Source organism: Ferrovum sp. (assembly GCF_027317285.1).
Taxonomy (GTDB): domain Bacteria; phylum Pseudomonadota; class Gammaproteobacteria; order Burkholderiales; family Ferrovaceae; genus Ferrovum.
Genome location: NZ_DAHVHV010000059.1, coordinates 1 through 11,532, shown reverse-complemented (window position 1 = coordinate 11,532; position 11,532 = coordinate 1). Strand labels below are relative to the sequence as shown.

General features: G+C 55.7%; 13 protein-coding genes and 1 tRNA gene. 5 read left to right on the top strand and 9 right to left on the bottom strand.

Annotated elements, in window-relative coordinates; all coding sequences use genetic code 11:
* Both M6F29_RS10250 and M6F29_RS10245 read right to left on the bottom strand, forming a co-directional pair.
* On the bottom strand, positions 1–754 hold a 754-nt coding region (locus M6F29_RS10250; protein WP_298159401.1), incomplete at its 3' end, for a PAS domain-containing protein.
* A gap of 311 nt (positions 755–1,065) precedes the next feature.
* Entirely contained in the window at positions 1,066–1,773 is a 708-nt protein-coding gene (locus tag M6F29_RS10245; RefSeq protein WP_298159396.1) for a Crp/Fnr family transcriptional regulator, read from the bottom strand.
* 328 nt (positions 1,774–2,101) lie between these two features.
* Between M6F29_RS10245 and M6F29_RS10240 the strand changes: the two genes are divergently transcribed.
* Entirely contained in the window at positions 2,102–2,854 is a 753-nt protein-coding gene (locus tag M6F29_RS10240) for a glutathione peroxidase (RefSeq protein ID WP_298159393.1), read from the top strand.
* 18 nt (positions 2,855–2,872) lie between these two features.
* Entirely contained in the window at positions 2,873–4,294 is a 1,422-nt protein-coding gene (locus tag M6F29_RS10235) for a dihydrolipoyl dehydrogenase (protein WP_298159390.1), read from the top strand.
* Here M6F29_RS10235 and M6F29_RS10230 read toward each other — a convergent pair.
* From M6F29_RS10230 to M6F29_RS10200, 7 genes are all read right to left on the bottom strand, one after another.
* On the bottom strand, positions 4,269–4,919 hold the full coding sequence (locus tag M6F29_RS10230; protein ID WP_298159388.1) for a DUF1003 domain-containing protein: 651 nt from the start codon (positions 4,917–4,919) through the stop codon (positions 4,269–4,271). The genes M6F29_RS10235 and M6F29_RS10230 overlap by 26 nt on opposite strands.
* A 136-nt stretch (positions 4,920–5,055) precedes the next feature.
* Positions 5,056–5,763 (bottom strand): Crp/Fnr family transcriptional regulator, encoded by a 708-nt coding sequence (locus tag M6F29_RS10225; protein ID WP_298159384.1) that lies wholly within the window; start codon positions 5,761–5,763, stop codon positions 5,056–5,058.
* Positions 5,764–5,952: 189 nt separating this feature from the next.
* Positions 5,953–6,975 (bottom strand): ACR3 family arsenite efflux transporter, encoded by a 1,023-nt coding sequence (arsB, locus tag M6F29_RS10220; RefSeq protein ID WP_298159383.1) that lies wholly within the window; start codon positions 6,973–6,975, stop codon positions 5,953–5,955.
* A 3-nt stretch (positions 6,976–6,978) separates the two neighbouring features.
* Entirely contained in the window at positions 6,979–8,808 is a 1,830-nt protein-coding gene (gene arsA, locus M6F29_RS10215; protein ID WP_298159381.1) for an arsenical pump-driving ATPase, read from the bottom strand.
* A gap of 8 nt (positions 8,809–8,816) precedes the next feature.
* Positions 8,817–9,176: an arsenite efflux transporter metallochaperone ArsD gene (gene arsD, locus M6F29_RS10210; RefSeq protein ID WP_297455464.1), complete on the bottom strand. Its 360-nt coding sequence runs from the start codon at positions 9,174–9,176 to the stop codon at positions 8,817–8,819.
* An 83-nt stretch (positions 9,177–9,259) separates the two neighbouring features.
* Entirely contained in the window at positions 9,260–9,739 is a 480-nt protein-coding gene (locus M6F29_RS10205) for an arsenate reductase ArsC (protein ID WP_298159377.1), read from the bottom strand.
* A complete protein-coding gene (locus M6F29_RS10200; RefSeq protein WP_298159375.1) occupies positions 9,736–10,098 on the bottom strand; it encodes an ArsR/SmtB family transcription factor in 363 nt (120 codons plus the stop codon). Before M6F29_RS10200 ends, M6F29_RS10205 begins: the two co-directional genes overlap by 4 nt.
* A gap of 178 nt (positions 10,099–10,276) precedes the next feature.
* Here M6F29_RS10200 and M6F29_RS10195 point away from each other — a divergent pair, with 178 nt between their 5' ends.
* The 3 genes from M6F29_RS10195 (at position 10,277) to M6F29_RS10185 (ending at position 11,440) form a co-directional block, all read left to right on the top strand.
* Positions 10,277–10,732 (top strand): hypothetical protein, encoded by a 456-nt coding sequence (locus tag M6F29_RS10195; protein ID WP_298159372.1) that lies wholly within the window; start codon positions 10,277–10,279, stop codon positions 10,730–10,732.
* Entirely contained in the window at positions 10,719–11,159 is a 441-nt protein-coding gene (locus tag M6F29_RS10190; RefSeq protein WP_298159370.1) for a DUF3293 domain-containing protein, read from the top strand. The genes M6F29_RS10195 and M6F29_RS10190 overlap by 14 nt, the downstream gene beginning before the upstream one ends.
* Before the next feature lie 204 nt (positions 11,160–11,363).
* Positions 11,364–11,440, top strand: a tRNA-Met gene (locus tag M6F29_RS10185).
* Positions 11,441–11,532 lie beyond the last annotated feature (92 nt).

Genomic DNA, 11,532 nt, shown 5'->3' with positions numbered 1-11,532 from the left:
TCTTTTCACTCAGCACCAGTTTGATGGCCGCCTCGGCTCGATCTGGATCGGTAAAATAGTTCTTGAACGGCGTGCCGATCAATTCGTCGCGCGTGCAACCGGTGAGTGCCTCCATCTGCTGATTGATGTCGGTGATGATTCCGGACGGATCGGTCGTTATGATTGCGTCAATATTGGATTCGATGAGCGAGCGTGTGTAGAACTGCTGGTCGCGCAAGCGCTGATTGAGTTTCTTCTGTTCTGCTTCGACCTGCTTGCGCGCGGTGTTGTCGGTACCGATCAACAGATAGCCGATGATGGCGTCCTGCGCGTCCCGTAGCGCCGTGACGGATACCACCGCCGGGAAGCGGCTCCCGTCCTTGCGAAAGTAGGTCAACTCGTAGATGTCCTCGATCCCGCGCGAGGCCTTGAACACCAAAGCCTCGAAGCCGGGCGTAATGGGTGTTCCAAGTTCGAGGCTCAACGCTTTGGCACGCGCAATGACTTCCTGCGGATCGGAAATGTCGGCTGGTGTGATTTTGTTCATCACTTCGGCGGCCGTGTAGCCGAGCATACACTCGGCCCCGACATTGAAGATTTGAATGACGCCCTTTGCGTCAGTGGCGATACTCGAGAAGTTGGCGCTGTTGAAAATTGCGTTCTGCAAAGCGCCCGTTATCGGCATGGCCACTTGATGGCGGCGTTCCGTGATGCTGTCTGCCGTGGTGGGGGCATTGTCGACAGACAGGAGCGGATCGAGTGGTTTTCTGGACATGGACCTACCTGCTTGTCGATGGTGCATCAGGGCCTTCGGTTTTCCGGAGGGCAGCGTGTTTTTCAAGAAGTTGTTCAAGGGTGGGAAAGCGATCCTCCTCCCTCTGGTAAGAAGCAAAGAGGCAGACCTGAACTCTTCATGGTGTCCTGACTGGTGGATATGTTCTGTGCGATGCCGAACAGAGGAGTGCCTATCAGATGTCGGATCGGATGTCAGAAGCCAGGGGGACCTGCGCGCAACCACCTGGCGGTTTGCCTGCCTGGAGAGCGGACAACCCGGTTCTTCAGGTAAAGGCCGACTGTAGGCAGATACTACTCAGGAAGAAGGCGATCGAACTCTTTCTTGACCACGGCGTAACATTCGCAGACCCGCTTTTCCAGCCCTACCCGGTCGAGAATGGTGATATGGCCACGGCTGTACTTGATCAAGCCTGCCTTCTGCACATTTCCGGCGGCTTCTGTGACGCCCTCGCGGCGTACCCCGAGCATGCCTGCAATCAGCTCCTGAGTCATGATCAGTTCGTTGGAGGACAAGCGGTCGAGGCTCAGCAGGAGCCATCGGCAGAACTGTTGATCCAAGCTGTGATGCCGGTTGCATACCGCTGTTTGTGCCATTTGGGTCAGCAATGCCTGGGTGTAGCGCAGCAATAGGATTTGCATCGGACCTGCGCGGGAAAACTCGTTTTTCAGAAGTTGACCCTTCAGACGGTAAGCGTAACCAGCACTTTGCACGACCGCCCGGCTGGGGGTCGTTTCGCCCCCCATAAACAGAGGGACTCCGACGACACCTTCATTGCCAACCACGGCAATTTCGGCCGATGAACCGTCTTCCATGACATAGAGCAGGGACACGATGGAGTCGGTGGGAAAATAAACATGGCGCATCTGAATGCCGGACTCGTAGAGAACCTTGCCGAGGGGCATCTGAACCCATTCCATAAGGAGCGAGAAGTGTGCGTAGTCTTCCTCGGGCAAGGCAGCAAGAAGATGATTTTGACGAGGGTCCGGTGGAGGTGACATGCAGGTTCCCTTTTGTACATTGGTTGGACTCAAACGAACCCTCCGGTCTTGCTGTATAGATAATCCTAGGATGCCAGTATAGATTATCTTATTGTTACAGTGTGCGGTATCGTACGGATCGTACATCCCAAAGCCGTCCGGAATCCATTCGAAAACTAGGGAAAGTTCAAAAAAATTGGTTACTTAACTGTGCGTTACCGCACCGAAAAAATGTGCTTGTTGAGGCAGTCTGGACCGTGGTGGCCGTGCTGGTTTGTACGGTTCATGAACACGAATCCAAATAGAAATCCGCCTGACAACAGATCCATTATCACCCCAAGGAGTCATCATGCTACCCAGCGCCAAGAGCCTAGAAGGCAAACCTGTCCCCAAGGTGACATTCAAAACCCGCACCCATGGCCAGTGGAAGGATGTCACTACGGACGAACTCTTTCAGGGGCAGACCGTCGTTGTGTTTGCTCTGCCCGGCGCCTATACGCCGACGTGTTCGGGCACGCACCTGCCGCGCTATAAGGAATTGGCCAATCTCTTCCGAGCCAATGGGGTGAATGAGATCGTCTGCCTGGCGGTCAATGATGCCTTTGTGATGAACGAATGGCAGAAGGATCAGGGAGCCGACAACTTGAGAATGATTCCGGATGGAAACGGCGAATTCGCGGCCGGGATGGGATTGCTGGTGGATAAGTCCGAGGTTGGATTTGGCAAGCGTTCCTGGCGCTATTCCATGCTGGTCAAGAATGGCGTGATCGAGAAAATGTTCATCGAACCGGAAAAGGAAGGCGACCCACTCGAAGTTTCCGATGCCGAAACCATGATCAAATACATCAACCCGAAGGCTGTCGTGCCCGAACCCGTGCTGATTTTTTCAAAACCCGGTTGTCCCTACTGTGCGCGGGCCAAGGCATTGCTTGAATCCCGGGGAGTCATCTACGACGAGATCAGCCTTGGAAAACACATCACCTCAAGCACATTGCATGCGGTTTCCGGCAGCCGCACTTGGCCGCAGGTCTTCATCGGCGGCAGACTCATCGGCAGTGCGGATGATCTGGAAGCGCATTTCGCCGCGCACAAGACAGTCTGAATCGGAGCCTGGCGGGATATGAAGACTGTGCAAGTCGACGTTGCCGTCATCGGCGCCGGCACCGCAGGTCTGGGTGCGTACCATGCGGCGATAGCCGCCGGAGCACGCACTGCAATTATTGAAGGAGGGGACTATGGCACCACCTGCGCGCGCGTGGGCTGCATGCCGAGCAAACTCCTGATTGCCGCAGCCGAATCCGCCCATGCCGTCAGGAAGTCCTCGGGTTTTGGCATTCATGTGGAGGGTATTATCCGCGTGGATGGTCACGAGGTCATGGCGCGCATCCGACGGGAGCGCGATCGCTTTGTTGGTTTCGTGCAGCGTGAAATGCGTATCATTCCCGACGAGGACCGTATTCGTGGTCATGCACGTTTTTTAAACAATCATACGATTGCGGTCTCTGACCATATCCGCCTGACAGCCAAAAGCATCGTCATTGCAACCGGCTCCAGTGCAGCCTATCCTGATTCGTTCGAGGTTTTGGGTGACCGCATGATCGTCAGCGACGACGTATTTGACTGGCTCGATCTGCCAAAAGCCATGGCTGTGATCGGTCCGGGAATTGTTGGCCTGGAATTGGGCCAGGCTCTGCATCGGTTGGGCGTTCGTGTCGTCGTCCTCGGACGGGGAGGTGACGTTGGCCCTATCAGTGACCCGGAGATACGCTCTTATGCCATCGCAGCCTTCAATGAAGAATTCACCCTGGAGTCTGATACCCACATCGAGACCATGTTTCGGGATGGTGATCGTGTCGTCATTGGTCGCCTGGGAGCCAATGGTTCTCGGGAGACCGATTCTTTCGATTACGTCCTGGCCGCCACTGGTCGGATCCCGAATGTCACGGGCATTGACCTCAACCAGACCACGCTCTGGCTCGACGCCAAAGGTGTGCCTTTGTTCGATCCGGCAACCACCCGAACCATGAGCACAGATGGGGAAAGCACAATTTTTATTGCGGGCGATGCCAGCAACTTCATACCGCTTCTTCATGAAGCCATTGATGAGGGGGGTATTGCAGGTAAAAATGCTGCATTGCTTGCGCTGGGCAAGCCAGTGAGTCCCGGCTTGCGCCGGGTTCCCCTCGGGGTTGTGTTCACCGATCCGCAGATCGGCATCGTGGGTGGGGGATTCCATGAAATGAAAACTGGCACCTTTGCTACCGGACAGGTAAACTTCGAGAACCAGGGCCGTGCGCGCATTCTGCTCGAGAACAAGGGCCTGCTGAACGTCTACGGGGATCTGACGACTGGCCGCTTTCTGGGCGCGGAAATGTTGGCGCCTGCGGCCGAGCATTTGGCGCATCTGCTTTCCTGGGCGTTACAGAACAAAATGACCATCACGCAGATGCTTGAAATGCCGTTCTATCACCCCGTCATCGAAGAAGGATTACGTACGGCCTTGCAAAATCTCGAGATCAAACTTTACCCTCGGTCCCACTGACGGGAACCCGGTCATCTGTTTTCTGGCTACTGTTTGCGCCCTCTTGGGTTTCTGTGCTCTGCTTCAAGCGTTCTTCCGAATTTCCGCCTTCATCCAGTGCGGCAAGCACCAAATCCGGACTCATGGACTGCTGCAGCGCGGTCGCTTCGGGATCATGGCGGTTTTTGACATTTGGCAAATCTCGTCTCAACTCTTCCAGCAGGTCTATCAATTTGGCCGCCTTTTGTTCGGTCAATAGCGTCACTTTCAAGTCCAGATGAGCGCGTTGTTCCTCGAGCCTGGCCATTCGGTTCTGCTTGGTGAGCACCACGGTCATGATGAGTAATGCGCTCAGACCAATGATTCCCTGCAGCCAGAAAAACGGAGGCGGATCGAATTCTGGCAGGCCAAGTTGGTGCAATACGATATTGAAAATTGTCCAGAGCGCAACAAAAATCAGGATGGCCCCTACAAAAATCGGTTGCCCGATGAACAGACTGATACGTTCCAGGATCCGTTGAGAGTGACTGATCTTTTGATCTTCTCGCGAGTAGAACTGCAGAATGGCCTCGATATTCTGGCTGATCTGATCGCGTTCGGATTCGATGGGGGGGGGCCGTAAGGAATCTTCCGAGGGATTACTCACCGGAGGCTGTCCCAAATAAACTAAACGGATGACTCATACGCTCTCGTCCCTTGGTCAGGATCACAATCCATCCTTCGATGCATGATTGCATCGTATTCTACTGTAACCGTCTGATTGTCCTATTTCCTGTTCCTGCTTATTGAACCATGATACGGGTGTAAGTGACTTTGTCAGTTTCGTAACAGTTGCAGGAAGCGTTCTCCAAACCAACCCGGTCAAGAATCGTGATATCTCCCCGCTTGTAGTGAATCAACTGATTCTGTTGCAGAGAAGTGGCGGCTTTGGTGACTCCCGCGCGGCGCACACCCAGTACATAGGCCAGAAACTCGTGCGTGACATGAAATTCATCGGAGTGAGCTCTGTCCTGCATCATCAGGAGCCATCGGGCAAGGCGTGTTTCTATCCGATGGAAGTGGTTGCAGACTACGGTTTGTGTGAGTTGGCTGATCACCACGAAAAGATAGTATTTCAATGTTCGTTGCAAGGCAATATTCTGATCGAGTTCTCGAATGAATGAGGAAGTTGGCATGCGCAAAGCCGGACCAGCCCCTTGTGCCAAAGCTTGCAAAGGACAAAGGTCCACGCCCAGGATCAGGGAAATTCCAAACATGCCCTCGTCTCCGACCAATCCCGTTTCCAGTGCATGGTCATCAGTTCGTGCGATCAGGGAAATGAAACTTTTGGTGGGGAAGTAAATATGGCGAATACGGTCTCCCGATTCGGTCAAGATCTCACCAAAGGACAGATCAACCAATTCGCATCCGGACAGCAGTTGTTCCCGGCTTTCGTGGGGCAAGCCTTCCAGCAGACGATTGGTAGCAAGGGAATGATCGACAGGAGACACACGGGTTCTCCAGGGTTGCCAACACTAACTGAACTTGCAGAGAAGCGTCAAGTTTAGAGTGAAACCGGAGGGCTGTCTGTTCTGTATCGTACAGACGTCGAAACAAATTGTTCGGATTTGTTGGGACAGGTCGTGTCCGGCGGGAAATGACCGAGGAACCTTCCTTTCTGTTCATCATCGGGCATGGCGTCAGGCGCGACGTTCATACCATGGCTTGGTTGCATTGACCACGCGCACCACCAGCAGCATCACCGGCACTTCAATCAGCACGCCGACAACGGTGGCCAATGCGGCACCCGAATGAAAGCCAAACAAACTGATGGCGGCGGCTACGGCCAGCTCAAAGAAGTTGGAAGCACCGATCAGGGCAGAGGGGCATGCCACATTATGTTTCTCGCCGACCCATCGATTGAGGCCGTAGGCCAGGGCCGAGTTGAACAGGACCTGAATCAGGATGGGGACCGCCAGCAGGGCGATGACCAGCGGTTGCGTCAGGATGGCCTCGCCCTGAAAGGCGAAGAGCAGCACCAGGGTTGCCAGCAAGGCGGCCATCGACCAGGGGCCGATCCGGCTCATCGCTACGTCGAAGGTGGCCTGACCGCGGCTTAAAAGCCACTTTCGCCAGAACTGGGCCAACCCTACGGGGATCACTATGTAAAGCACCACCGAGGTGATCAGTGTATCCCACGGTACGGTAATGGCGGAAATGCCGAGCAGGAAACCTACCAGCGGGGCAAATGCCACGACCATGATGCTGTCGTTCAAGGCGACCTGCGTCAGTGTGAAGAGTGGATCGCCCTGGGTCAGGCGACTCCAGACAAAGACCATCGCCGTGCAGGGTGCGGCGGCCAGCAGGATCAGACCGGCAATGTAACTGTCGGTCTGGTCAGTTGGCAACAGACCGGCAAACAGGTGGCGGAGAAACAGCCAGCCCAGGAATGCCATGGAGAAAGGTTTGACCAGCCAGTTCACGAACAGCGTCACACCGATGCCTCGAACGTGTTGACGGACTTCGTGCAACGCACCGAAGTCCACCTTGACCAGCATGGGAATGATCATTACCCAGATCAATAGTCCCACCGGGAGATTGACCTTGGCGACCTCCATGTGTCCGACGGCCTGAAACACGTCTGGCTGAACTTGCCCCAGGGCGATTCCAGCCAGGATACAGAGAAAAACCCACAGGGTCAGATAACGTTCGAAAATACTCATGAGTCAGGCGCCTGGATTCTGTGGCGGGATCGGGTCGGTCATGTTTCCTTTGGTTTTTCGATCAAAACCTTCAGGGCGGACATGGATCAGTTCCATGAGTCGATCGATGCCGATCGGCTCATGTTTCAGCAGGGGAATGAGCGCATACCGACGGGCATGCCGGGTGGCGATGGCGTGGATTTCGGGCAACTCGTTCCGTGCGCGTGCCCGCAACAGTGGTGCGTGTGGGTGCGCTGCAGCAATGCTCTGGTTGACCACCCAGGCCCACGGTTCGATGCCTGCACGGCGCAGGTCGGCTTGCAAGTTCGCGGCTTCCAGCACAGGCGTGGTTTCTGCCCAGGTCACCAGCAGCACCTTTGTCCGCTTCGGGTCTTGTAATTGCATCATCGGTGTCGTGACGTGAAGGTTGGTATTGCCGCCCGTCCTCGTGACTGCGCGGTGATAGGCTCCGGTGGCATCCAGCAAAAGCAGCGTATGACCTGTGGGGGCAGTGTCCATGACCACAAACTGCCTGTCTGCTTCCCGGATGATCCGGGAGAAGGCCTGGAATACGGCAATTTCTTCAGTACAGGGAGAACGCAGGTCCTCTTCCAGCACGGCACGTCCTTCGGCATCGAGCCGGGGCCCCTGGGTGTCCAGTATCTGCTGTCGATAGCGTTTTGTTTCCTCGGCGGGGTCGATGCGACTGACGGTCAGTTGGGCCAGCGCACCTTTCAGCGTGTGGGTCAGATGGGCGGCAGGATCTGAGGTGGTCAGGTGAACGGAGAATCCCTTGCGAGCCAACCCAACCGCGACCGCCGCCGCCAATGTGGTTTTGCCCACCCCGCCCTTGCCCATCAGCAGAATCAACCCACGGCCATCTTTGGCTATTTGATCGATCAGGTCAGAGAGGTTGGGGCTGTTCCGTGACTCCGGTAATTTACCAGTGTCCGAAGGGGCAGGGTCGCTGGTGAAAAAATGGCGCAAGGCATCCAGGCCTACCAGATTGAAGGGCTTGAGTTCAACCTGATCGCGGGGAAGGGTTTTGAGGGTATCCGGGAGGGCAGCGAGTGCTGCCTGTTCGCGCTGGTAGAGGGCGGTGGCCAGTTCATCGCAGGCTGGATCCATGGCGGGGAGCACCCCGTTGAGGACGAGGTACTGTTGCGACACCCCAAGGGAGAGCAGTTCTTTTGAGGTGCGTGCGACTTCGCGCAACGTGGCACATTGTGCGCGAGACACCAGAATCAGGCGTGTGCATGCAGGATCGGTCAACGCTTTGACGGCGGCCTTATAGGTTGTACGTTGTTTTTCCAGTCCGGCCAAGGGGCCCAGGCAGGATGCATCACCCTTTCCCGTTTCCAGAAAAGTGGTCCATGCGCCGGGCAGTTGAAGCAAGCGGATGGTGTGGCCGGTGGGGGCGGTATCGAAAATGATGTGTTCGTAATCGGCAGTCAGGGCAGAGTCCACCAACAGCGCAGTGAATTCGTCAAAAGCGGCAATTTCTGTGGTACAGGCTCCCGAGAGTTGTTCCGCGATGACCTTTACCACGGGTTCGGGTAATACCCCTCGCACCGGATCAAGGATGCGTTCCCGGAAGTTTTGGGCTGCTGCCAGCGGGTCGATTTCGAGTGCGGCCAGGTTGGGAACGGCAGGAATGGGTGTGATGCGGTGGCCGATACCAACGCCGAATACCTGGCCAACATTCGAAGCAGGGTCCGTACTGACCAACAGTATGGATTTACCTTCGGTCGCCAGTTGAAGAGCCGTGGCGCAGGCCATCGAAGTCTTGCCCACCCCGCCTTTTCCTGTAAAGAAAAGAAAGCGTGGGGGGTGATGAAGAAATTGCAGAGCCATTCCGGAGTTCAGCAGCATCCTGAGTCGGTGCAGCAAACGACGTCAATTTTCGGGGAGAAGGATTTGGCGATGCCCGCCCAGCGTGCCAACTCGGTTCGGGTGGGGTAACGACCCGCCAGAGCCACTTCCCCTTCCACCAGAATCAGGGGCAAGGCCTCCGGGCCGGAACGTTCCAGGAAGGACCTGACGGTGGCATTTTCGGCAAAAGCAAGGGGTTGCTGGGCAAGATTCATGCGCTCGATCTGGGCGCCGTTCTTTTTGGCCCAGTCCACGTCCGCAGCAAAAGTTACCAGCGCCTGATCGACCTGAACACCACAAATACCTGTGCTGCAACACAGCGCCGGATCGAAAACATGAATCGTGGTCATGGGGATTCCTCTCGAAATTTACTTTAAATGGATATAGCCAACCATGAGTTCCTGAGGTGGTTGGTGGGATTGAAACCGTTTCATCAAGGTGTCAAGGTGCCGATGCGGTCAAGTTCGGCCTTGAGTTTTGTTTTGTCCTGCTGCAGCTCGGCCAGCGGTAATGCCAAAAAGGCTTCGATGCGCAGACGTAAAGTCCGGTAGGCCGTCATGAACGCGGCATAGATTTCTTCCTCGGTTCCGGTGGCGTGGGCGGGATCTTCAACCCCCCAGTGGGCCCGCAGGACAGGGCCGAGGTAAGCCGGACAGGTTTCTCCTGCGGCGCTGGAACACACGGTGATCACGATATCCGGCAGGGTCGGCAGGTCGTTCCACGATTTACTGTAATAATCCGCGGTGGAGATGCCGGCGTGGGCGAGCAAAGCCAGCGAGCGCGGGTGGACTTGCCCGGTGGGCCGGCTGCCAGCGCTCATGGCTTTCCAGCCGGCTGGGGCCAAGTGGTTGAAGGTGGCTTCGCCAAGGATCGAGCGACAGGAGTTGCCCGTACAGAGGAAGAGAATGTTCATCGATCGGAATTCACAGTAGTAGAAGAAAAGAACGGCAGGATGGTATCGGTGCAGGAGGGAAGGCATTGCTCGGGGTGACCGGCACAACACTCTTCGGTCAGATAGGCGATCAGATCCAGCATCAGCGGAATATTGGCCTGGTAGCGCTGAAAACGTCCCTCCTGCGTCACTGTGAGCAAGCCTGCCTGCGTCAGTGCCTTGAGGTGGAAGGACAGGTTGGTCGGAGGAATGTGGAGCGTGGAAGCGATTTCGCCCGCGACCATGCCTTCCCTGCCTTTCTTGACGAGCGACCGGTATACGTCCAGACGCAGGCCGGAAGAAAGTGACTCGAAAACAGCAGTGGCTATATTTTTTTCCATGGTTCAATTATACAACACAAGTTGAAGTAATGAAATGACTGCTCATTTGGAAGATCAAAGCAGGCGACCAGAAAGGGGTGCGGAACGGATCCTGATTGAAGGCGTCCATGCTGGGATGATTTTAATCAGGGGGTGTTATAGAATCGAGTGACCTTGATTTACCTTATTATGGACGATTATGAAAAAACACATCAAACGGGCCCTGCAGATGACTGGGGTCGTATGGGGAGCCCTGTGGGCCAGCATGTCGGCATCTGCTTTCGAGTTGGGTGATCCGGAGTTTTACGGTCCCGTGGTGGTGGGCCCCGGTCCGGCGCCTCAACTGATTTTTTCGCAACCGGTCTGGGTTGCGCCAACCCCCTATGGCGTTGCCCCGCCGCCGCCCCTTTATTTGCGCGTCCCGCCGCGCGTGTGGCGTCACTGGCCGAATTTCTGCGTTCAGTATGCTGCCTGCGGGCGACCGGTCTACTTCGTCAGAAATTCCTGGTATCTCGGGACGTTTGTTCCCTACTACCGTTTGCATCCCGAGTTTTGGCACCGCGAGGGCGGACCCTGGATGCGTGACGGTCATCCGGAAGGGGAGCGTTGGCGCGAGGGAGATCATTGGCGCGAAGGTGACCATGAACACCACTGAGCCGACGGCCATTTCTCCAGAACTTCTGGCGATTTATCGAGGCAGTGATTACCGGGTGACGGACGAGGGGGGGAGGGAGTTCGTGATGCATGTCGGTCAGCCCTCACCCACGCTCGGTGCGTTGATGGCACGTCACGATGCGTGCAGCGCCGTGTTTGTCAGCGCCTACAACCCGGCCAGCGAACCCCGTACCGAGGCGGAAAACCGGGCGGCTCAGGCGCGTCTGGAACAGGAGGTCGTGGCGCAGGGCTGCCGGATATTTCAGGGCGTGGGAGAAGATCCGGACGGGGGGTGTCCAGGCGAACCGTGTCTTCTGGTTTTCGACTGGCCCCATGAAAAGGTTTTGGCGCTGGGTCGAGCCTACGGCCAGAATGCGTTGTTATGGGTGGGTACGGACACCGTGCCGCGCCTGGTTCTGACGCGCTGACGAACGCTTTTGGCCACGGAATCTACTTGAGCGCTTTTTTGAATCTTTTTTTCAAAAAAATAAAGAAAGTATAACGTCCATTTTTTCAATTGGTTAAAACCTTCGTGGGGCGGTTTTTCAGGAAGGGACCGGGAAAAAATGGCGCAAGTAAATTTGACAGACCGGAAAACAATCTGTAAAGTAGCGAACTCTACTCAAGACGGACGCGGGGTGGAGCAGTCTGGCAGCTCGTCGGGCTCATAACCCGAAGGTCGTAGGTTCAAATCCTACCCCCGCAACCAGAAAGAGATTGTTCATTAAAAATTTGATACCGATAGGTGTGGGTACTACAAGGGAGTAATAAATTGTAGTGCTCACGAAGAAATAACCGTTA